Raw genomic sequence first — 22721 nt, 5'->3', positions numbered from 1 at the left:
TAATTTAAGCTTGTCCCTAGTTATTATTTCAGGTTCATCATAGCAGATAAAATTCCCTTTACTCTTTTTAATAAATCCCCTGTTTTCAAACCTATTCCTTATCGATAATTTTAATTAATTGAAATCAAAGTCATAGGTCCTCTTCCAGAACATCTACGGAAATAAAAAACGCCTATTCTTCCTCCAAGCACATATCCACTTCCTTCTTTTATTTTTGAAAAGTTTCCAACTAACCTCTCCTAAGACAAGCAAACAAATACCCTTTCACTGATTTGGATGGACTCAATTTATCCCAGCCGTCTATCAGATGAAAAAACACATCCTGAACACTATTGCCCATAATTTATATAATCCATCGATATTATTGGAATTAACTACTTCAAGAGCCTGATCATCGCCATCCAAAAAAGCTGACCATGACGCCCTCTTGCAATGCAGCACCAACAATACTTTATCATTCATTTATTAAAATTTTCGATATCTTACCAAATATTTTCAACATACAATAAAACAAAACGATATGGAGAGAAACTAATAAAAGTTATATATTAGCCCAATGAAAAAGGGGCCTTCAGGTAAGGATTATCTGAAGATTCCCCTTACAGTGATCTTTTTAAAAAAGACGTCGGGTGGCGAAAAAATTATCATCTAATACAAACAACTATTCCAAGAACAAATAATTTAACCAATGAAAATCAAGCAAGCATTAACCATGTCCGCATTGGGTTTAGCTACCTTTTTGAACTCATGTGGCCCCAAATCAAGTAATGAGCAACAAGACCATGAAAAAGTCGAAGCTGCTTCCATCAATGCCGATTTCATCAAAAAAAATATTGATTTTTCTGTGCAGCAGTACCAGCACTTGGGCAGCCTAGTTCCTGAGGATAAACTGCCAAGGACTTATAATAAAGAAGAAGACAAACTGATCCCCTCAGGGACTTCATGGTGGACATCTGGCTTCTACCCTGGCACCTTACTGTACCTATTTGAAATGTCGGGAGATTCTTCCATGCTTGCCTTGGCAGAACAAAAACTGGAAATACTTGAAAAGGAAAAAGACAATAAAGGCACTCATGACCTTGGCTTTATGTTATACTGCAGTTTTGGTAATGCTTACAGGATTACTGGAAACGAACATTATAAAGATATCATGCTTCAAGGTGCCGAATCACTGGCTACCCGTTTCCATCCCGAAACCGGCCTGATCAAATCTTGGGATCATGGTACATGGAGCTACCCGGTGATCATAGACAATATGATGAACCTGGAATTTCTCTTTTGGGCATCAGAAGCAAGCGGAGACAATAAATATTATAATATCAATTTGTCGCATGCAGACAGTACTATACTGAACCATTTCAGAGAAGATAATAGTTCCTATCACGTAATCGATTACGATGCCACAACAGGCAAAGTGATTCAGAAAAAAACGCACCAAGGCTTGGCAGACGATTCTGCCTGGGCTAGAGGACAGTCATGGGGGCTTTATGGTTTTACAGTGATGTATAGAGACACCAAAGATCCAAAATACTTGGAGCAGGCCGAAAAAATCGCTGCCTTTACCCTAGAACACCCCAATATGCCTGAGGACCTTGTTCCCTATTGGGATTTCAACGCTGCAGCTTCTGACACTACTTACCGAGACGCTTCAGCTGCAGCCATCAATGCTTCCGCGCTGCTTGAACTGAACCAATACACCAAAGACGCTAAAAAAGCAGAATGGTATAAATCAGCTGCTGAAAAGATATTGCTTAGCCTTTCTTCAGAAAAATACCAAGCCCAACTTGGCAAAAACGGAGGTTTTATCCTAGAACATAGCGTAGGTTCACTACCTCATAATTCCGAGGTCGATGTACCACTGACTTATGCCGATTATTATTATATAGAAGCATTAAAACGATACCAAGATTGGTTTTTAAATTAGACCTTTCTCAATACACTAAAAAGCTGACACCAACAATTCCTGTTTTGTCAGCTTTTTTCCTTTTTACCATCTATCCACAATGAAAATATTTAAGCTCCTATTTCTCTCCAATCTTCTTTTGCAATTCGCATTTGCACAAGAAACACCTCCTGTTATCCCTACACCGCTCTCCTTTGAAGGTGGCACAGCTCTATTTGTTCTAAATAAAAATACCGCCATTCAATATGTAAATGAAGACTTAAAAGACGAAGCCCATTTCCTCCAAAAAGAGTTGCTTAAAAAGCAACAACTTCCCCTTTCTTTGACTCAAAGGAACACAGAGGCCGCTAAAATTATTTTAAAAACATCCTCCACAGAAAATGATGGATATAAATTATCCATTAGGCCAGAACAAATCCAAATCACCTCAAATGATGAAAATGGCATATTTTATGGAATAGTATCTTTGCTGCAAATCATCGATCAAGCCAAAAGCCAAGGGTCGGAATTCCACATAGCAACTTGGGATATCAAGGACCGCCCTGAATATGCTTGGAGAGGTTTTATGCTTGATGAATCCAGACATTTTTTTGGTAAAGAAAAAGTTAAATCAATCTTGGACTGGATGGCTTATTATAAGCTTAACAAATTCCACTGGCACCTTACCGATGCGCCCGGTTGGAGAATTGAAATTCAGAAATACCCAAAACTTGGCCTGGTTGGTGGAATAGGCGATCATATCAACCCATTCACTCCGAGCCAATATTACACCCAAGAAGAAATCAAGGAAATTGTCCAATACGCACAAGAAAGAAAAATAGAGGTAATTCCAGAAATAGACATGCCTGGGCATGCTACTGCCGCTAACAGGGCCTATCCTGAATTTAGTGGAGGAGGCTCTGAAAAGCATCCTGAATTCACCTTTCATCCGGGAAAAGAAGCTACCTACCAATACTTGACAGATATCCTTCGCGAAATAGATGTCCTTTTCCCAAGCCAAATGATCCATTTGGGAGGCGATGAGGTCAGCTTTGGCAACCAAAAATGGGCCAGCGACCCATTGATCAGTAAACTTAGACAGAAAGAAAATTTGAGCAGTTTAAAAGAAGTCGAAGATTATTTTATAAAAAGAATGGCCGACTCCCTGTTCTCGCTTAACAATAAAATTTTGGCTTGGGACGAAATGGCTGAAGCTGGGTTGCCCACTGAAAAAAGCATACTTTTTTGGTGGAGACATGATAAACCCGAACAATTGTCCAAACTAATGGAACATAATATCCCCACTGTAATATGCCCTAGAATACCTTTATATTTTGACTTTGTCCAAGATGAAACACACCGAAATGGCAGAAAATGGGGTGGTAACTTCAATCCACTTCAAAGGGTTTATGAATTTGACCTCTCCGAATTTAACATTCCAGAAAGTAAAAAAGACTTAATTCTTGGCTTCCAAGCTAATCTATGGACAGAAACAGTTTCCCATGAGGAGAGATTGGATTTTCTTGTATTTCCTAGAATTGCGGCAATGGCAGAAGCTGTCTGGAATCATAAGAACAATAAAAATTATGAGGATTTCAGTCTCAGGGTCAAAAACCACTTCCGCTTGTATAAAAATGATGGATTGTACTTCTATGATCCATTTCATCCCGATACTCACCCGGAACCGGTCATTAAGTAGTATTTACAGTGTTCCTTAAAAACAAAAGGCTAAGCGGAATCATTGCTTAGCCTTTTTGACTTATACTATTTATGTGTTTTTCTGGTTTTGAGCAAACCTAGCACCTCTTCTAACTTCGCCTGATCATTCATATATGGAGCCAAATCAAATAATTCCACTGTTCTGAAATCTATGGGATGACTCTCACTTTGAAGGGATATAAAACCTTCCTTGATCAATTGACCATCTTTCTTAACAGTAGGGTCAAAATTATCTACATTTCCACCACCTATCTGTGGATCAAAATAAGTCAATACCGTGTCACCCTCTACAATATGATGAACAATGGAATCTCCGAGTACCAAAAAGTCTGCTGAAACCCATTGTTCTCCATGATAGGTTTTAGAGGATGAACTCACACAATGTGGCGTAAAGAGTTCATCATCCATCACTACATTTGTCCCCGGAGTGCATAGGTTACTGGTCGTACGATCATGGGTACCATCACCACCAAGCAGCTGTCCCTCGATAGAAATAGGGAAGTTCTGATCACGTCCCATAGTTCTTGGATCCTGTCCGTGTAGCATGGCACCACTATTTCTGAATGCCCAACCCTCACCACCTGGGGCCTGTTCGCCTACAAACCTATATTCTAAATGCAATAAATAGGCCGAGAAGGGCTGGTCATAAAAGATATGCCCATATTGATAATTAAAATCGTCATATTCATCATAACGGACTTTCATCATTCCATCTTCGATGCGAAAGGTATTGGCATAGTTTTCATCCAGTTCATGTTTAGCGATTTTAATCCTCCACTTATCAAAACTCTCTCCATTGAAAAGGCGCTGCCATTCCTGATCAACTCTTTCTGCTGTAATATGCTCTTCCTTATTACCTGAACAAGCAACTAAGGACATAACCAAGCCCATCAAAACACTGGGCAAAACAAATTTCCTCATAGATGTATTTTTAAATGATTCTTTCCAAAAAAGAAATAAAATGAATTTTATCAGCAAAACTTGACTAAAGTACAAAATAGAATTAAAATTCCTTCAATCCTTCTCGGATAATGGAAGGTGGATGATAAAGGTGGAACCTTTGCCCAGTTCAGATTCAAAAGATACTTTTCCTCCTTGCAATTCAACAAACTCTCTGGTAATCTTCAAGCCCAAACCGGACCCTTTTTCATATTTATGTGAATTGGAAGCTCTATAAAAAGGCTTAAACAGATTTTTCTTGTCTTCGTCCGAAATACCTTCACCAAAATCCTGCACACATAGGTTCAATTCATCATCCTTTAAATAGGTCTTAACCACTGGTTTCAAGTCCCTGCTGCCATACTTCAGGGCATTATCCACTAAATTCAATAAGGACTGTCTTACCAAATCCCCATCTATTACGATCTGAAAATCCTCTGGCAAATCGGTATCTAAAAAAACAAGCTCTTGATCCAAATAATTCTCAAGTACCGAAACCAGGTAATTATTAACATATTTCTTCTTGCGCTTTATGTGAATTCCTCCTTGATTAATTTTTTCCAAATTCAGCAAGTTATTAAGTAGCGTATTCATTCTATCTGCTTCACTATTGATCCTTTTAAAATGCTTAGTGAATTTCTCTCTGGACGGAATAGTGTCTAAATTTCTTTCCAGTTCAATTTTGCAAATTTCAACACTGGATTTAATCGTAGAAAGTGGCGTTTTAAATTCATGGGAAGTAATTGAAATAAATTGTGACTTTAAGCTATTCAATTCCTTTTCTTTTTGTAGTTCAAACTTCTGGTTAGACTTTAACTTTTCCTCGTTGGAAACATCTCTGGATACGGCTAAAAAAGCTTCGACCTCTCCCTTCTCACTCTTTATCGGACTAAGAACAGTATCAAACCATAGTTTCTCTCCTGAGATACTCTCAAATTCGAACCGCCCTCTTTTATTTTGATCAATAGTAGAATATATATTGTTTTTCTGGCCATTAAAAAACTTATTCAAAAACAGTTTCTTATTACTGGCATCGGGACAAAAACCTAGTTTTTCCTTAAATGAAGAGGAGCTATAAATTGGCTTAAAGTTTTTATCATAAACACAGATAATATCTGTAGAACCTCCCAAGAAATCTTCAAAAGAATATTTTTTGTCAGAATGCCCATTGGGCAAGGTCTTCAAATCATCAATAGACAGCAAAATCAGCTTCAAGCAGTTAAGGGCAATCGTTATATAATATTCCAGTTTTTCAAAATCAGTACACTTTGGCTCTATCAAGACAAGGATCAGCTGTAATCCTTTTTTGACTTCAATGGAAATAAAACCATAATCACTCTCTTTAGATGTACTATCTTGGTCATGAATTACTTTGTCTAAAACCAAACCCTCCACTTCATTTTCAGGACTTAGATTTTCAATAATTCCCCTCCATAAAGTAATTGAATGATCATTGCCATTAGAAAAATAACTCAAGCGTTCTTCTTTTACATCAGCATCAAATAGGATTGATCCAGCAAAGCTTGAGTCACTAGCCTTTTTCACTAAACCCAAAACATTTTGAAAAGAATCTTGAATACTTCCATTTTCCAAGAACCTTTCTTGCTCCTTGAAAATTTGTTGAAAATAATTTAACTCAAAATAATTGTTAGTCAATTTATATAAAATTTTATCTTGCCATTCTAAAGTGGACGTGCTATGAAAGCAATAATTAACCATTACCAGCCCATCTTAACAATTTCCTATTAGTAGGACTCCATACAACACGTTTGGGACTATAAAATCTAAGTACTTTTTAGCCATACTTTCTGTAATTAAAAATCTCTTCACTCCCCATCCCAATATAACCATTATGGTTATTTAATAAATCACCAATAATCAAATAATTATATCATATACTACAGAAAGATTACATAATAAACCTTTTAGACTACAAATCTAAGGATTTTTTAAAAACTCAGCTTAAATAGGGGTTTTTAAATACAGAAATTTGACATTTCTATATAAATCCATAAAATATTTGCAAATACATGGAATCTCATCAAGTAGGTTTTACTTGGTTTATTTAAAATTAACTATAAAAACTATTCAAGTTGTAAATATTCAAAAAATAAATTAATATGCATCTTTGTCCTATAAACCCCAATAATCAAGGCAATATCTTATCATGACAACCATTCCTTTTGATAATTGATTAAGATATTTTTTACTTAGGATCTCATATGGCTTATTAATATTATGAAGAAACAAATACTGATCGTCGAAGACAATTTTGAACTAGCGGATAACACCAAAGACCTATTAGAATCTGAAGGTTATGAAGTTTGCGAAATCTTGGATTCTGAGCATAGAATTGAGGAAGTCCTCTATGAAAATGCTCCAAATGCCATCCTTTTGGACATTCATCTAAACGGGGAAACGAACGGCATCGATATTGCTCATAATATTCGTGAAAAATTCAATATACCAGTAATATTTTTCACTTCTGCATCTGATAAGGAAACCATTGAAAAAGTAAAGACGGTTTCCCCTGATGGTTATATATTAAAGCCTTTTAGTAAAGAAATGCTTTGTACATCTCTAGAGTTGGCAATTAGCAATTTTGAAACTAAATCCCATAACAAAGTTTCTGAACTCATTTTTCAGGACAGGATCATCAAGGGATCTATTTTCATTAGGGACAAAGGCTATTTAAAAAAGGTGAATATACAGGAAATTGATTGGATCAAAGCAGATGGCTCATATACCCATATTTGTACTGAAGATCACACCATATACACCCTAAGAAATTTGATCAAGGAGGTAATCAATAAGCTTCCTTCTGTACTTTTTTGCAAGGTCAACAAGGCTTATATCGTTAACTTAGACAAAATTGAAGCATTAAATTCAAAGGAAATAATCATTAAGGGACAAAACATTCCTGTCGGAAGAAATTATTACCAGAATATCTTATCCCGCTTAAATCAAGTAACGAGATAAGTATTTAAAAAAATCAATCAATGAAATACTGGTGTTTGCTTATCCAGCCCACTATGTAGTTATTCTATTGGAGGTCTCAATCAAATCACCATATCACTTTAGATCTTGAAATGATTTCTCCTTTCATAAATAAGCAATATACATAGACACCAGGCTGAAGCTTAATATTGTCGTCCAAAGTAATGTGAGACCATGGGGCAACTTCATCTATCGCAGTATGATACACCACAATACCGTTTCTGTCAAAAGCTTTTAGTATTAAATCATTATATAGATTACCTGTTCTATTATAAAGTTTGGGTTTTTCATAAACTGGATTAGGTGAAATCGAGAACGAATGATAGAAAGCCTGCTGGAACTCAGCTCTAATAACTTTGGAATATTCCATTTCACCTTCTATATCTACTGCTATTACCCTATAATAATTATTCCCTACTGCAGGATTGTCATCATCAAAATCAAAGCTTCCTTCACCCAATACACTGTTTTCATAATTAATTTCACCCAAAATCATCCACTCAACACCTGTAAAAGACCTCTGTACAATAAATTTGTCCACACCCCTATCTAATCCAACGAACCAATTAAGTTCAATCCCACTTTCCTTTTCTTTCGCAAGGAAACTACCCCAAGTCAAAGGCAATATCTTGAATACCTGTTCGACTGCTTGAACACTTTTACAACCTGTCTCTCCATTTTGAAGAATTAAATAAACTTCATCGATTTCCTCATCAGCCACCAGGCCCTCAATTTCCATATCACCATTCGGTAATACTCGATAAGTAACATCATGATCCCCTTTATCAATGATCTCTTCACCTACTATTTCCGGATCTCCATCAGGACTAAATGACCAATAAAACTCAGGGTTTTCTATATCTGCATCTAACTCCAAAAATGGTTCTAAAACTACTTTTTCACCTTCACCATATTCCGCTACACTTGGTAGTGCCTGATAATCCTCTAACTGAGGCACTTTCAGTGCATCTACTTTAACTGCTACTCTGGCAGATTCCATCATCGTACCATCACAGTTATCAGAGGATGCCACATAATAAGTCTCATCTGAATTTACGGAATTCAAATTCAGGCTCTCCCCTGTTCCAATGTAATTTCCTGCTTCATCATACCACTTCAAACCCGTACCGGTATAACTTGACGGGGATATTGACAAACTCTCTCCCTCACATATAGCATATTCATTTCCCGAAGCCGAAGCTTCAAAGGAAGGCATCCCAATAGTTCTTTCAACTTCGTGGATATTTAGTGCTTCAAACACATCAACATCTAATAAGGAATTCACTTTTATTTCGAATCTGTCAAAAGGTAAATCGGGGCTAATTGGAAAAGTCACTTGCTCTCCATCCATCAAAAGACCTAACAGATCTAATTTTAATAATCCTAACAACTCATCAGCCAAAGCTCCTAAATCCTCATTATAAACTTCAGTATCTCCATCATAAGCTATAAATGATAAATTACTAAAAAGCTCAAGGTTAAGCAATGTAGGATCTCCACTTATGGTTACCATTACTTCATCGGACTGATCAGAAATATTGGAGAAATAAAAAAGTTGACTCATACTACCTGCAACTCCTGCTAAACCTGTACTAAGAGAGGAGCTTGTTGCTGCATCTCCATCTATCGAGTTTTGTGGAGCACTCACCGTCCCTCCTCCCAAACCCAATGCATCCAAGCTTATCCCATCGCCATCATAGGACACAAATTCTGGCAAATAATTACATAAGGGATCAAAATGAAAGGCATGATAAACATCCAATGTAAATTCTGTTTCTAAACTCACCAAGGCTGATGACTTGTTTGCAATTCTAATTGACTTATAGGGGGATTGCGGAACAATCCGGAAATAAAATTCGCCATTTTCATCCATCACCACTTTCATTTCCCCACTAGATAATCCACCATTTGAATTCTCATCTAATACCACATTTCCACTCTCATCATAAGCTATCACTTGAATGATTTGCATACCTAAAACGGCCCCTAATACATCAGAAAGTAAATCCCCCAACGTACCTGCTAATAAAGCTTGAAAAAGATTTTGATCTCCATCAACACGTATGTAGGTCGGGGTATTTGCTGGAACTATATCATCAAAGCCAATTTCAATAAAACCATTATATCCCCCTAAACCTAATAATCCAGGACTACTGTATAGTGTTGAAAAACTACCATTATCTTCTAAAGTATTTGAAGGGTTTTCAACAACCTCTTTCACACATGATGTAAATAAACATTCAAGACCTCCATAAACAATATCTGGACTATAATTTTCAAGATTCTCTGCATATATTTTACCATCACTACTCCGTGAAAATGCGTTAAATGAAATAAAAACAAAAAAAGCCAATGACACCTTGAAGGTGCCATGGCTCTTTAAAACACTAAATTTGAATCCTTTCATACTGACCAGAAAAAATCAACAAACTGGCAATTGGTAATAAATCAATAATCCACAATGGTAAATTCAGTTCTACGGTTGTCCTGATGTTCTTCGTCAGTACATTCCACTCCGTCATCACACTGATTTAACAATCTCGACTCACCATATCCCTTTGCTTCAATCCTCACCCTGGAAACACCCCTTGAAATGATATAGTCCACGGCAGATTGCGCCCGCTTTTCAGATAAAATCTGGTTATAGGAATCAGAGCCCCGACTATCTGTATGTGAGTTAAGCTCAATTTTCATAGTTGGGTTATCATCCAAGATCTTTACCAGCTTATCCAGTTCAAGTGCTGCATCATCCCTAATATCCCATTTATCAAAATCGTAATAAATATTTTCCAACTCGATCGTCTTTCCTATCTCAATCTTGTCCAGGTACAAGTCCTTTCTAATGGTAGTATCAGCAAACAGTCTCAGCCCTTTAGTACTCAAGCCCTTTAGTTCCGCTGAAATATAATCCGTCTTTTTCCCTTCTATATCATAGACCGTCTCTTCTCCTAGAACGAAGTCATATTCACCATCCTCATTGGTTACAAAATTAAAGTTGGTTCCTGTGGTTTTATCCATCAGTTCCACCACGGCATTTTCTAAAGGCTTCATGGTTTCTTTATCCATCACAACGCCCTTCAGAAATATCTTAGAATTGACTTCCAAGATAAATGCATAAATATCATCCATTCCATTGCCGCCAGGTCTATCAGAACTGAGCACTCCCCTATCAGGAATATCGCTATTGAAATAAAAGGCAAAATCATCTCTACTGGAGTTAATCGGCGCCCCCATATTCTCTGCCTTAGCCCAAGAACTTCCAGCCTTTTCCGATTTATATACATCCAGACCACCTAATCCCCCTCTTCCATCCGAAGAAAAAAACAATTCCCCTTTTTCATTGACATATGGAGTCCTTTCATTTCCAGAGGAATTAACATTTTCTCCCAAATTCACCGGAGTAGACCAATTATTCTCTCCAAGATATTTGGTAAAATAAATATCTGAATTTCCTGTACCATCAGGCTGTCCTGAGGAAAAATATAGTTTTTTACTTTTCTCATCCCAAAAAGGATCGCTTACGCCATATTCATAGGGGCTATTGAATGGCAAACTCTTCAGTTCAGTCCATTCTTCCTCCACTTTTTCCATATAAAAAATCTGTGGGAATAAGGTAAAGTCTTTTTTACTTCCACTCGGCCTATCAATATCTTTTCCAGGCTTTCCTGCTTTCACCCAAAATATAAAATCTTCTGCCTCATAAATAGGACCACTATGATGGGGACTTTTGTACTTTTCTAGACTTTTGATACTATCCGTTTCAAAATCATCCCAGTTCCCCTTAGCCTCATATACCCTTAAGAAGCCATTGCCAGTCCAGCCATAGATATCACTCCTTAATGCATTATATTCATCCACTTTTGCATTTGTAGGCATACTATCCAGCCTATCACTGGCAAAAACCAACTTATCCCCTTCTATTAACCCGGAAAAATCAGAATATCTCGAATTAATCTCTTTCAGGTTTTTAATTTGGACATCTTTGGGGTCGTTTAATAAATCCTTTGCTTCATTGATCAAACTCAACAACTTGCTGGCCTCTTCAATATTTAAGCCCTCTTGGCCAGACCTTTTATATTCATTGAGTTGTCTTCTTGCCTCATCAAATTTTGAATTGGCAATAAGCGTTTTCGCAAAATTCAACCGATCTCCATAGGTAAGTTCATCCAGTCTATCCAATTTACCATACCAGGATTCTGCCAAATCAAACTCCCTCATCTGGTAATAAGAATTTGCCAATCCTCTGGCTGTCTCCGGCAATTCCTCCTGATCCCATGCCATTGAATAATGTTCTACCGCTACAGCATAGTTCATCATATCAAATTGCTGATTTCCTTTCACAAACTCCTTGTTTTTTATACCAATACAGGAGTTTACCAACAGCAACAAAAAGAACAAGTGTATAATATTTTTTTTCATCGTCTGTATCAATTAAAAGTATCTAGGAGAAACTAACTTTACCTTTTTAGGAGGGAACATATATCCTACAGAAAAGTCATGAGTTGAAAATGTTTTGGCACTAAATCCGGAAATATTGTGATCATAGGCATAACCAATCCTGAGCCTGTCATTAACGTAGAATTCAACCAACCCCACTACCGAAGCAGGTCTTTTTTGGTCCATTTCTCTGAATTCATCACCTTGGAAGTTGACAGACGTTCGATATGAAGCTCCCAACCATAACCTCTCACCTAATAAAACAAAAGTATTAAAGTCCAATCTTGATGGACCAGCAAAATCATCCACATAAAGGATTGAGGGTTTCAAAGCCACATTATAAGAAATATCTATTAGGGTTCCAGCCGTCAAATAAAGATTGGTCTTGGGCTGTACCATCATTGCTCCATTATCAAAATTAAATTGTGATGAAAACAGGTTATCAGCCGATGCTCCTAGAAAAAAGTGGGGGTTATAATAAAATACCCCTGCTCTTAAATCAGGATACAGCACCTGCTCATCACCTGCTGATACAGCTGGATCATTGGGATTTGTTGGGTTTAGCATAGATCCGTCCAATTTCGAATTGACCAAGCCTGCTCCCATGCCAAAACTCATGTATCCCTCATTAGACATCCTGAGGTGATAAGCAAAATTGGCATAACCTCCTGTGGTTTTTTGTGCTCCTAACCTGTCCACAAGAATATGACCTCCAATCCCCATATTTGTGTCACTGATCAAGCCATCACCTGATATGGCAAAAGTTTCAGGACTTCCAGGAACATCTGTCCATTGTTTTCTATAATAACTCTGCAAATAAACCTGCTGTTTGTACCCTGCATATGCAGGGTTTACAAACAGCGGGTTAAACATATACTGGCTAAAAACTGGAGCTTGCTGCGCCTGTAGGTCAAAGCAGCCAAAAATCAGCCCCATTCCGATCAAAATGTATTTAAAGCTTTTCATCGTCTCTTTATCTTATAATAGTTACATATCCTGTGAATTGCATCTCACTTCCAGATTCACTATCTCTAATTTTTAATTTATAATAGTAGGTTCCACCATTAAGAGATCCGCCATCCCAGTCATTGTTATAGCTACTGGATTTGAAGACCTCTCCACCCCATCTATTCACAACAATCACCTCATTATCAGGATACAGATCTGAAAGACCTTCGATTTCCCAAACATCATTTATTCCGTCACCATTTGGTGTGAAGACATTTGGAATATTTATGGCCAATTGATTATGTGAAATGGTCGCTGTATTATCCAAATCATTCAGTTCTAATTGATCTGGAGTTTCAACGGTCGCTGAATTGGTCACCAATCCTTTTTCTCTAGCTATAACTCTCAAATGAATGGTGATCTCTTCATTACCCGCCAATTCAGGAATAACAAAAGTCAAAGTTCCACTTGAAGCATCATAGGTCTCTTGAATTTCACTTGGTGCGTCAGATCCTAAATAATCAACTTGAGAAGGCATATAATCTGTTACTATAACATTTCTAGCCGGTACATTTGTATTATTAGTCACTTTCAGCTGATAAGTAAACTCCTTATCTACCTCAATGATAGCATTAGAAACTGTCTTGGCCATCGTTAGGTCAACATCATCAGGCAAAATTGGTAGTGGATCAGTATCATCCTCATCTGGCATGGAATTATCTCCTTCTACCTTAGCAGTATTAACTACCCCCTCGTTGACTTCCACAGCCATTACACTGATGGTTAAGGTCACAGACTCTCCAGGAAGAATTTCCACTATATTCCAAGTCACCACATTTTCAGCAATTTCACCTCCTCCATCGACTGTCAAAATTTGTAGAGAAGCTGGTACTTCGTCAGTCACCACAACATTATTAGCGGTCACTGCACCATTATTGCTTACAGTAATAGTATAAGCAAACATTTCTCCTACAATCACAGCACTAACATCTGCCACCTTTTCCACATCAAGTGCTGCACATTCCGAAACCATTACAGGAAGGCGTTCTATACTTTCACATCCATTGTTCAAATCAATTTGAGCAGCATAGTAGGTCATACCTGGAATCACCACGTCAGATGGATTTAGAAGATTTCCACCAGAAACAGCATCATACCAAACAACTCTCTCTTCATTCACCTGCAATGCTGAAATCGTTGCATTCGGAGTAGTACAGAATGACTGAATTGGCATATCTGTAGTAGGAGCAGCAACACTGTTCACAATTACCGTTACTTCCTTAGCATCGCCGGCTTTATTGGCACAGACACCGTCACCGCTCACTGTTACATAGTAAGTTGTTGTCATAGTTGGTGTTACATCTGTATCTGGTAATACTGTGATCAAGCTCGCATCTGTGTACCACGTAAATACTGCATTCGTAACAGTACTGCTGCTTGCTGTCAGGCTGAAAGTCCCCCCTTCACAGATCGTACCTCCATCAGCATCGATATCCACCGCGGTTGCATTCCTGTTTACCGTTACCGTTACTTCCTTAGCATCACCGGCTTTATTTTCACAGACGCCATCACCGCTCACTGTTACATAGTAAGTTGTTGTCGCAGTTGGTGTTACATCTGTATCCGGTAATACCGTGGTCAAGGCTGCGTCTGTGTACCAAGTGAATACCGCATTCGTAACCGTACCGCTGCTCGCTGTCAGGCTGAAGGTATCGCCTTCGCAGATCGTACCTCCATCAGCATCGATATCTACAGAAGTTGCATTCCTGTTTACTGTTACCGTTACTTCCTTAGCATCACCGGCTTTATTGGCACAGACACCGTCTCCGCTCACTGCTACATAGTAAGTTGTTGTCGTCGTTGGTGTTACATCTGTATCTGGTAATACTGTGGTCAAGGCTGCATCTGTGTACCAAGTGAATACCGCATTCGTAACCGTACTGCTGCTCGCTGTCAGGCTGAAGGTATCGCCTTCGCAGATCGTGCCTCCATCAGCATCGATATCCACCGCTGTTGCATTCCTGTTTACCGTTACTGTTACCTCTTTCGCATCGCCAGGTTGATTTTCACAGACACCGTCACCGCTCACTGTTACATAGTAAGTTGTTGTCGCAGTTGGTGTTACATCTGTATCTGGTAATACTGTGGTCAAGTTCGCATCTGTATACCAGGTGAATACCGCATTCGTAACCGTGCTGCTGCTTGCTGTCAGACTGAAAGTCCCCCCTTCACAGATCGTGCTATTTGCTGCATCTATATCTACCGCGGTTGCATTCCTGTTTACCGTTACCGTTACTTCCTTAGCATCACCGGCTTTATTTTCACAGACGCCATCACCGCTCACTGTTACATAGTAAGTTGTTGTCGCAGTTGGTGTTACATCTGTATCCGGTAATACCGTGGTCAAGGCTGCGTCTGTGTACCAAGTGAATACCGCATTCGTAACCGTACTGCTGCTCGCTGTCAGGCTGAAGGTATCGCCTTCGCAGATCGTGCCTCCATCAGCATCGATATCCACCGCTGTTGCATTCCTGTTTACTGTTACCGTTACTTCCTTAGCATCACCGGCTTTATTGGCACAGACGCCATCACCGCTCACTGTTACATAGTAAGTTGTTGTCGCAGTTGGTGTTACATCTGTATCTGGTAATACTGTGGTCAAGTTCGCATCTGTGTACCAAGTGAATACCGCATTCGTAACCGTACCGCTGCTCGCTGTCAGGCTGAAGGTATCGCCTTCGCAGATCGTACCTCCATCAGCATCGATATCTACAGAAGTTGCATTCCTGTTTACTGTTACCGTTACTTCCTTAGCATCACCGGCTTTATTGGCACAGACACCGTCTCCGCTCACTGCTACATAGTAAGTTGTTGTCGTCGTTGGTGTTACATCTGTATCAGGTAATACCGTGGTCAAGGCTGCGTCTGTGTACCAAGTGAATACCGCATTCGTAACCGTACCGCTGCTCGCTGTCAGGCTGAAGGTATCGCCTTCGCAGATCGTACCTCCATCAGCATCGATATCTACAGAAGTTGCATTCCTGTTTACTGTTACCGTTACTTCCTTAGCATCACCGGCTTTATTGGCACAGACACCGTCTCCGCTCACTGCTACATAGTAAGTTGTTGTCGTCGTTGGTGTTACATCTGTATCAGGTAATACTGTGGTCAAGCTCGCATCTGTGTACCAAGTGAATACCGCATTCGTAACCGTACTGCTGCTCGCTGTCAGGCTGAAGGTATCGCCTTCGCAGATCGTGCCTCCATCAGCATCGATATCCACCGCTGTTGCATTCCTGTTTACCGTTACTGTTACTTCTTTCGCATCGCCAGGTTGATTTTCACAGACACCGTCACCGCTCACTGTTACATAGTAAGTTGTTGTCGTCGTTGGTGTTACATCTGTATCTGGTAATACTGTGGTCAAGGCTGCATCTGTGTACCAAGTGAATACCGCATTCGTAACCGTACTGCTGCTCGCTGTCAGGCTGAAGGTATCGCCTTCGCAGATCGTGCCTCCATCAGCATCGATATCCACCGCTGTTGCATTCCTGTTTACCGTTACTGTTACCTCTTTCGCATCGCCAGGTTGATTTTCACAGACACCGTCACCGCTCACTGTTACATAGTAAGTTGTTGTCGCAGTTGGTGTTACATCTGTATCTGGTAATACTGTGGTCAAGTTCGCATCTGTATACCAGGTGAATACCGCATTCGTAACCGTACCGCTGCTCGCTGTCAGGCTGAAAGTCCCCCCTTCACAGATCGTGCTATTTGCTGCATCTATATCTACCGCGGTTGCATTCCTGTTTACCGTTACCGTTACTTCCTTAGCATCACCGGCTTTATTTTCACAGACGCCATCACCGCTCACTGTTACATAGTAAGTTGTTGTCGCAGTTGGTGTTACATCTGTATCCGGTAATACCGTGGTCAAGGCTGCGTCTGTGTACCAAGTGAATACCGCATTCGTAACCGTACTGCTGCTCGCTGTCAGGCTGAAGGTATCGCCTTCGCAGATCGTACCTCCATCAGCATCGATATCTACAGAAGTTGCATCCCTGTTTACTGTTACCGTTACTTCCTTAGCATCACCGGCTTTATTGGCACAGACACCGTCTCCGCTCACTGTTACATAGTAAGTTGTTGTCGCAGTTGGTGTTACATCTGTATCTGGTAATACTGTGGTCAAGTTCGCATCTGTATACCAGGTGAATACCGCATTCGTAACCGTACTGCTGCTCGCTGTCAGGCTGTAAGTATCACCTTCACAGATCGTGCTATTTGCTGCATCTATATCTACCGCGGTTGCATTCCTGTTTACCGTTACTGTTACCTCTTTCGCATCGCCAGGTTGATTTTCACAGACACCGTCACCGCTCACTGTTACATAGTAAGTTGTTGTCGCGGTTGGTGTTACATCTGTATCTGGTAATACTGTGGTCAAGGCAGCATCTGTGTACCACGTAAATACCGCATTCGTAACCGTGCTGCTGCTTGCTGTCAGGCTGAAAGTCCCCCCTTCACAGATCGTACCTCCATCAGCATCGATATCCACCGCTGTTGCATTCCTGTTTACTGTTACCGTTACTTCCTTAGCATCACCGGCTTTATTTTCACAGACTCCATCACCGCTTACCGTTACATAGTAGCTAGTCGTAACTGAAGGATTGACTTCCGTATTGGTTATCAAAATTGTCAATGCAGGGTCTGCGTACCAAGAGAATATTGGATTGGTAACCGTGCTGCTGCTTGCTGTCAAGCTAAAGGTATCACCTTCACAGATCGTGCTATTTGCTGCATCGATATCTACCGCGGTTGCATTCCTGTTTACCGTTACTGTTACTTCTTTTGCATCTCCGGCTTTATTGGCACAGACACCGTCACCGCTCACTGTTACATAGTAAGTTGTTGTCGCAGTTGGTGTTACATCTGTATCTGGTAATACTGTGGTCAAGCTCGCATCTGTGTACCACGTAAATACCGCATTCGTAACCGTGCTGCTGCTTGCTGTCAGGCTGAAAGTCCCCCCTTCACAGATCGTACCTCCATCAGCATCGATATCTACAGAAGTTGCATTCCTGTTTACCGTTACTGTTACCTCTTTCGCATCTCCCGCTTTATTTTCACAGACACCATCACCGCTCACTGTTACATAGTAAGTTGTTGTCGCAGTTGGTGTTACATCTGTATCTGGTAATACTGTGGTCAAGCTCGCATCTGTGTACCAAGTGAATACCGCATTCGTAACCGTACTGCTGCTCGCTGTCAGGCTGAAGGTATCGCCTTCGCAGATCGTGCCTCCATCAGCATCGATATCCACCGCTGTTGCATTCCTGTTTACCGTTACTGTTACCTCTTTCGCATCGCCAGGTTGATTTTCACAAATACCATCTCCACTTACAGTCACATAATAGGTAGTTGTTGTCGTTGGTGACACCTCAAGGTCCGTAAATTCATTTGTTAAGCCTGCATCTGTGTACCAGGTGAACACTGGATTGGTAACCGTGCTGCTGCTTGCTGTCAAGCTGAAGGTATCGCCTTCGCAGATTGTGCCTCCAGCTGCATCTATATCTGCATCCGTAGCAAAACCATTAATGGTAATGGAAATTTCAGATCTATCAACACCTATACATCCTCCTGCTCCTGTTACTTCTATAAAATAGTTGGCATCTGCATTCACATTACCAATGGTAATCATATTATCCACAACACTTACATCCGTGGTTATTTCAGTTCCTCCAGTTGCCGCATCAAATATTTTATAGCTCAAACCACCAGCATAATTGGTAATTTCAAAAACAGCATCATTACCAGGACCACATAGTTCTAGGTCTGCCTCCAATAATGTTGGAGCGGGCAAATTATTTGAAACTTGGACATTGATCTCTTTACCTAAAACATTCTCACATACTTCATCTCCACTTACGGTCACATAATAATTTACATCATCACCATCTGCAAGTCCAGAAATGGTCAATTCGCCAGATGCTGAAATATTATATGTAACCGCCCCATCAATATCGCCATCATTGATAAGAGTGGTTTTGTTTTCATCTAAATACCAATTAAATACTGGATTGGTTATGCTCGTAGACGGTATCAAAACAACCGGCACTCCGACACATTGAACTATTGGTCCATCCAAATTGATATCTGCATCAGTTGCATTTCTATTGATGGTAAAGTTGACAGCTGTAGGTTCTGCTGTACAATATTCATCTGCCGTTAGCTGGACATAATAAATATGATCGCCTGCAGCTAAACCTGTTAAGCTAAGGCTGGCATTTGTTTCAGCAGCCATAATCTCAGGCGTTCCATTATTATCACTGAACCATTGATAGGTCACTCCAGCAGGAGCTCCAGCAATAAGGTTTGCTTGTAAAGTTATGGGGTCGATTTCTTGACAGAAGACATTATCAGTAGTCCCATTAATTAAAACCTCTTCAAGCAATTGATCAGAACTACCTTTCACCCTTATTTCCAAGGCCCTTCTTTCAATGCCATCCTCACAGCCAAACCTTACAATCTGAACATAAACTGTTTGGGTAGTTTGTGGAGCCCACGTAGCAATATCTGCAGGCGTAATTTCATTTCCTCCCACTAGCGCATCATACAATTTGATCTCATCACAAGCTAATGAAGGCAAGTCAATTACATCTCCAGGGCATATTTCTATAAAATACAGATCATTGATATCATCATATTCTTCCCCAGGTATTTCACTGATTGGGAACAATTCTATTTCATAAACCCTTAATTCTTCTAATGCACTGACCACACCACCTGAAAGAATTTTTATCCTATCAAAAGGCACATCAGTAATAAAGTTCAAGGATTGGGTTGATCCCCCCCCCAGTAGCGTTAAGTTCAACAAATTAGAACTGGCATCAATTGGATTGCCAACAGTCTGATTACCTAGATACCTCTGGATTTCGTATCCTTCCAGTAAATTCAGATCCAACAAGCCTGTACTGGAACCTACCTTAATCGCTACAGAGTCGCCAGCAATCACAGGCGCGGCAAAACTTACATCCAGTTTACTGCTGATATTGGCTCCCACAGCATTGAAAATCGTAGCATATGTATCAAGGTCTCCATCTACGGATAAACCGGGGTCTTGCACTGAAGTCAAACCACTCGCCACATCCAAGCCGTCAATAATCGACTCAAACCCAGTCATTATATCTATGCTTCCAAAAGTACAAGTAGCAAGTGTCGCACTGGTTTCATGATAGTAGGCAGCATAAACGCGGACATTTTGCACCGCATTAAGTAAAGAAGCCAATGAAACTTTCACGCCATTATATGCTACCGGCACACCATTTTCATCGGTAGGAATAAAGGTATATTCAAACTCGTTTATTCCATTAACAGCGGACACCAATCCTCCATCTGCCAATTGTCTAATACCTAATAAATCATCTCCATTAACCGGATCTCCGTCTAAAGCTTGGACATATATACCTCCAGAAACTCCAGCTGCGCCATATTCACGGCCAAGCTTAATCGTAACCGGTGTTCCAGCCGGTACCATCCCGTTCCATCTTATGGTTTGGGAAGTCTCCCCTGTCAATCCCAAAAGACTGGTTCCTACGGTTTCTGACAATAGAGAATAATCAGCAAGATTATTTCCTGCTGCAAGCGTAGGATTAGTTACCGATCCTAATTGAATTCCCAATAGACTACTGGTCGTAAAATCATCCGCACTTGTGGCATACATTCTATTGTATACCAATGGACATTCGTCCGGATCAAAAACATTCACCACTACATCCACGTAATTGGTGCAAGTATTGCCCGTAGCAGAAGCTCTATATACATATCTTCCCCCAGCACTAAATACACCGGCAGTGTTTGGCATGGTCAAAGGTGCTCCATCCAAACCTGTCCAACTTACTGTCACAGGATTATCGTCTTCATTCACCGCTGTCGCCGGAGGAAGGACAAGTGATTCCCCTATAGCCACATTATAAACTGCGGCACCGTTTAATGAGATTAATGGATCTGGATTGATATCCACTGTTACAGGAACCCTAATGGAAGCTATTGGGCAGCCAGGCCTCTCTGCAGCTGCATAATACGTCACTTTAGATCCTACCACTCCAAGAGGGTAACTTGCCCCTGTATGCACCAAATTACCCGCTGTAGGGGCATCATACCATTTCACCTGATCACCTGTAGTCACATCCGCCAATAAAGTGACGTCTGTCCCTGCACATACTAATAAATTCTGCTCATCATCAACCCCTTGGATATCTGGTCTTCCTGGGGTCCTTACTACTTCATGTACTCTCAAACTTTCTGAAGTACCAAGGTTCAAAAGTGTCCCTACTTCGATAACAACTTTGTCAAAAGCCAGCCCTGGAGTATAAGCAAATGTCACAGGGTTTCCATCAGCCAAAAGGCCCAAGAGATCAACTTGGGCTATTCCTAACAAATTAGTTCCTAAAGTTTCCAAATCCTGTCTGGCCACTTCAGTGGTGCCATTATAGGCGACTATTTCAATATTTTCTAAAAGATCTACATCCAAAATACCTGGAGCACTGCTCAAGGTAAGCATCACCTCATCGCTAGCTTCTCCCTCTCCGTCAAAATAAAAATGTTGTTCAAGCACTCCGGCCAAACTTAAAACCCCTGGACTCAGAGAAGTATAAGTGCTTTCATCCCCATCAATGGCTAAATTCAAATCTTCCGCTGCTGAACCTGTTAGGTTTAGCAAATCCAGATTCACGCCACTAACATCATAGGAAGTTCCCAATGGACTTCCACAAATACTGCCTGAATCAAAGTCAAATACACTGTATACATCGGTACCCACTTCATCACCCAATCCTAACAGCGATAAAGACTGGTTAGAAATATTAATTCTATCGTAATCCACATCAGGAGTGATTGCAAGATAAAAATCCCCTGCTGCATCAGTAATCAACCTCGCCCTGTCAATATTAAAGCCATCCTGTGAGCTCCTGGAGTAAACATCCATGGAACCATTTTTGGCAGTAACAATGATCTCTTGTTCTCCTAGGGCCACTATACCTAATAAACTTCCTAGTAGTTCTCCAAGATTTCCTCCCAATAATGCATCCAGTAAATTTCCATCAGCATCCAGTCTTATATAACTTGTGGTGTTTGCTGATCGCATAGAAGGATACTTCAATTCTATTTCACCTCCATATGATCCCAATCCTAAAAGTAATCCAGGACTTGCCAATAAGCGGGCAAAATTATCATCGTCCACCGTAGCATTGTCTGGATTTTCCACGGTTTCCTTGGTATAGCCAGATGATGGCCCAAGGGATTCCACTAAACTGGCCGGTACATTAGGGCTAGAATAGGTCAACTCATCAGCCACCGTCCTGGTCCCTTGACCAAAGCTCATTAATGCCTGAAATAGAAGTAAGGCAGTTAAAAACCAGAATGGTTTAAACCGCCTTGATTTCGTAAAAATTAATTCCATAAATCAAGTACTTTAAATAATTGGTATAGAAATCCTTAAAGTTGTGTCAGTGATAAAACCATTCATCGAAAAGTTATATGCACCATTTAATACACTAGGGTCAATATTTTAAAATTGTATTATTAACTTCTATGTTATAATTATACTAGCTTGAAAAACAGTCTTATCCGGCAAACAACCACAAACAATTTCATATCGGTTAACCTACCGTTAACACTCACAAAACCACAGATAAGACACAATCCATCAATATAGGGGTTCAGTTTTTCACTCTAAACCCTACTTCAATAGATCAAAATTAACTACAAAAAAGTCAATTATTGTTAAAAATATTTATAT

General features: G+C 40.0%; 9 protein-coding genes. 3 read left to right on the top strand and 6 right to left on the bottom strand.

Annotated elements, in window-relative coordinates; all coding sequences use genetic code 11:
- Positions 1–688 precede the first annotated feature (688 nt).
- Entirely contained in the window at positions 689–1924 is a 1236-nt protein-coding gene (locus KZP23_RS10860) for a glycoside hydrolase family 88 protein (RefSeq protein WP_226336257.1), read from the top strand.
- 79 nt (positions 1925–2003) lie between these two features.
- On the top strand, positions 2004–3581 hold the full coding sequence (locus tag KZP23_RS10855) for a beta-N-acetylhexosaminidase (RefSeq protein ID WP_226336256.1): 1578 nt from the start codon (positions 2004–2006) through the stop codon (positions 3579–3581).
- Positions 3582–3646: 65 nt separating this feature from the next.
- Here KZP23_RS10855 and KZP23_RS10850 read toward each other — a convergent pair whose 3' ends face one another.
- Together KZP23_RS10850 and KZP23_RS10845 are read right to left on the bottom strand one after the other, a co-directional pair.
- Complete coding sequence (locus KZP23_RS10850) at positions 3647–4522, bottom strand: 3-keto-disaccharide hydrolase (protein ID WP_226336255.1); 876 nt, start codon at positions 4520–4522, stop codon at positions 3647–3649.
- Between the two features lie 93 nt (positions 4523–4615).
- The gene (locus KZP23_RS10845; RefSeq protein WP_226336254.1) at positions 4616–6196 is read right to left on the bottom strand and encodes a PAS domain-containing sensor histidine kinase; all 1581 of its coding nucleotides are present in this window, start codon (positions 6194–6196) and stop codon (positions 4616–4618) included.
- A 582-nt stretch (positions 6197–6778) separates the two neighbouring features.
- On the opposite strand from KZP23_RS10845, the gene KZP23_RS10840 reads away from it, so the two are divergent.
- On the top strand, positions 6779–7519 hold the full coding sequence (locus tag KZP23_RS10840) for a LytR/AlgR family response regulator transcription factor (RefSeq protein WP_226336253.1): 741 nt from the start codon (positions 6779–6781) through the stop codon (positions 7517–7519).
- Positions 7520–7604: 85 nt separating this feature from the next.
- Here KZP23_RS10840 and KZP23_RS10835 read toward each other — a convergent pair whose 3' ends face one another.
- From KZP23_RS10835 to KZP23_RS10820, 4 genes are read right to left on the bottom strand one after another with little or no spacing between them, the layout of a single operon-like run.
- Positions 7605–9944 (bottom strand): immunoglobulin domain-containing protein, encoded by a 2340-nt coding sequence (locus KZP23_RS10835; protein ID WP_226336252.1) that lies wholly within the window; start codon positions 9942–9944, stop codon positions 7605–7607.
- Between the two features lie 41 nt (positions 9945–9985).
- The gene (locus KZP23_RS23095; protein ID WP_317198060.1) at positions 9986–11956 is read right to left on the bottom strand and encodes an OmpA family protein; all 1971 of its coding nucleotides are present in this window, start codon (positions 11954–11956) and stop codon (positions 9986–9988) included.
- A gap of 12 nt (positions 11957–11968) precedes the next feature.
- Positions 11969–12940: a PorP/SprF family type IX secretion system membrane protein gene (locus tag KZP23_RS10825; RefSeq protein ID WP_226336251.1), complete on the bottom strand. Its 972-nt coding sequence runs from the start codon at positions 12938–12940 to the stop codon at positions 11969–11971.
- A gap of 7 nt (positions 12941–12947) precedes the next feature.
- Positions 12948–22382 carry an Ig-like domain-containing protein gene (locus KZP23_RS10820; RefSeq protein ID WP_226336250.1) on the bottom strand — a complete coding sequence of 3145 codons (9435 nt, stop codon included), beginning with the start codon at positions 22380–22382 and terminating at the stop codon, positions 12948–12950.
- Between the last annotated feature and the right edge of the window lie 339 nt (positions 22383–22721).

This window comes from Echinicola marina, from assembly GCF_020463795.1.
GTDB lineage: Bacteria > Bacteroidota > Bacteroidia > Cytophagales > Cyclobacteriaceae > Echinicola > Echinicola marina.
Note: the sequence above shows the minus strand (reverse complement) of the source record. Positions and strands in the feature narration are given on the sequence as shown.

Coding starts and splice junctions, on each gene's coding strand:
- KZP23_RS10825 (WP_226336251.1), bottom strand. CDS start 12,940: ATGAAAAGCTTTAAATACATTTTGATCGGAATGGGGCTGATTTTTGGC.
- KZP23_RS10860 (WP_226336257.1), top strand. CDS start 689: ATGAAAATCAAGCAAGCATTAACCATGTCCGCATTGGGTTTAGCTACC.
- KZP23_RS10840 (WP_226336253.1), top strand. CDS start 6,779: ATGAAGAAACAAATACTGATCGTCGAAGACAATTTTGAACTAGCGGAT.
- KZP23_RS10835 (WP_226336252.1), bottom strand. CDS start 9,944: ATGAAAGGATTCAAATTTAGTGTTTTAAAGAGCCATGGCACCTTCAAG.
- KZP23_RS10855 (WP_226336256.1), top strand. CDS start 2,004: ATGAAAATATTTAAGCTCCTATTTCTCTCCAATCTTCTTTTGCAATTC.
- KZP23_RS23095 (WP_317198060.1), bottom strand. CDS start 11,956: ATGAAAAAAAATATTATACACTTGTTCTTTTTGTTGCTGTTGGTAAAC.
- KZP23_RS10820 (WP_226336250.1), bottom strand. CDS start 22,382: ATGGAATTAATTTTTACGAAATCAAGGCGGTTTAAACCATTCTGGTTT.
- KZP23_RS10850 (WP_226336255.1), bottom strand. CDS start 4,522: ATGAGGAAATTTGTTTTGCCCAGTGTTTTGATGGGCTTGGTTATGTCC.